The 1,195-nt window shown below is 64.6% G+C and carries 1 protein-coding gene, 1 pseudogene and 1 riboswitch; the gene and the pseudogene both read left to right on the forward strand.

Annotation, left to right across the window (positions count from 1 at the left end):
* Nucleotides 1-162, forward strand: a pseudogene (locus JCM19049_RS14685) (ribulose-phosphate 3-epimerase); the annotation flags it as partial.
* A 31-nt stretch (nucleotides 163-193) separates the two neighbouring features.
* Nucleotides 194-333, forward strand: a riboswitch (FMN riboswitch).
* 111 nt (nucleotides 334-444) lie between these two features.
* The gene (gene pnuC, locus JCM19049_RS14690) at nucleotides 445-1,149 is read left to right on the forward strand and encodes a nicotinamide riboside transporter PnuC (protein WP_054821940.1); all 705 of its coding nucleotides are present in this window, start codon (nucleotides 445-447) and stop codon (nucleotides 1,147-1,149) included.
* Nucleotides 1,150-1,195 lie beyond the last annotated feature (46 nt).

Here is a 1,195-nt window from a genome sequence, read left to right on the forward strand (position 1 = left end):
CCGATCGCCCTGCAGGTCGACGGCGGCATCTCACGGGACACGATCCTTAGGGCCGCCGAGGCCGGCGCGGACGTGTTCGTGGCCGGCTCCGCGGTGTATTCCGCCCCCGAACCGGCCGTCGAAATCGATGTGTTACGAAATCTTGCCCTCGGTGGGCATTAAATGTGCCATAATCGAGCGTAGTAACAACAATTACGTGCTCCGGGGTCGGTGAAAGTCCGAACCGGCGGTGATAGTCCGCGACCCGAGCAGGAACCCAGCAGGGGCTCCGGCTTGGCTGAACCGGTGAAATTCCGGTACCGACAGTTAAAGTCTGGATGGGAGAAGCACGAATTTGATTAGCTGGAGTCCATCCGGCCGGCGGCGTTAAGCCGCGGCAGGGTGATTCGATTGCAGGCCGTCAAATGAGGTACCCCCGGAGCCGCCGCTTCGAGAAGGGTAGAGATGGATTTCCTGCGGTGGCTCACAGAAGCTTTTAATTCCTACATCACGATCGGCTCCTCCGCGCTGCTGGTGCGCGAGGTCGTCGGCAACGTCTTCGGGCTGGCCAGCGCCTTTGGCGGCATGCGCCGCAAGATCTGGGCTTGGCCGGTGGGCATCATCGGCAACCTGCTGCTGCTCACGGTATTCCTGGGCAGCCTGTTCGGCCATGACAGCACGGCGAACCTGCTGGGGCAGGCCGGACGCCAGATCATGTTCATCACCGTGGCCATCTACGGGTGGGTGCGCTGGAAGAAGGCCAAGCACGAGGGCGGCCAGGCGGTCACCCCGCGCTGGGCGAGCCTGGGCGAACGCATGGGCCTGGCCGCCGTGCTGGTCATCGGCACCATCGCCCTGACACCGCTGTTCCGGGTGCTGGGCTCCTACGAACCGGTCTGGGCCGACGCGTGGACGTTCGTCGGATCCCTGCTGGCGACCTGGGGGATGGCCAAGGGCTGGGTCGAATTCTGGCTGATCTGGGTGGCCGTGGACGCGGTCGGCGTGCCGCTGCTGTTCTCCGCCGGCTACTACGCCACCGCCTTCATGTACCTGTTCTACGGGGCGTTCACCGTTGTCGGCTTCTTCGTGTGGATGCGCGCCAAGTCCCACGAAAAGCCCAGCGTGGAAACCCAGCTGCCCGACCCGCGCATCCAGGCCGGTACCGAATGATCACCGGCCAGGACCTGAAGCAGGCGCTGCGCACCGCCCTGGAGAC

The sequence above is a fragment of the Arthrobacter sp. JCM 19049 genome, assembly GCF_001310435.1.

What these genes read in the sequence shown, in the direction of transcription:
- pnuC (WP_054821940.1), top strand. Translation starts at nt 445, where the DNA reads ATGGATTTCCTGCGGTGGCTCACAGAAGCTTTTAATTCCTACATCACG.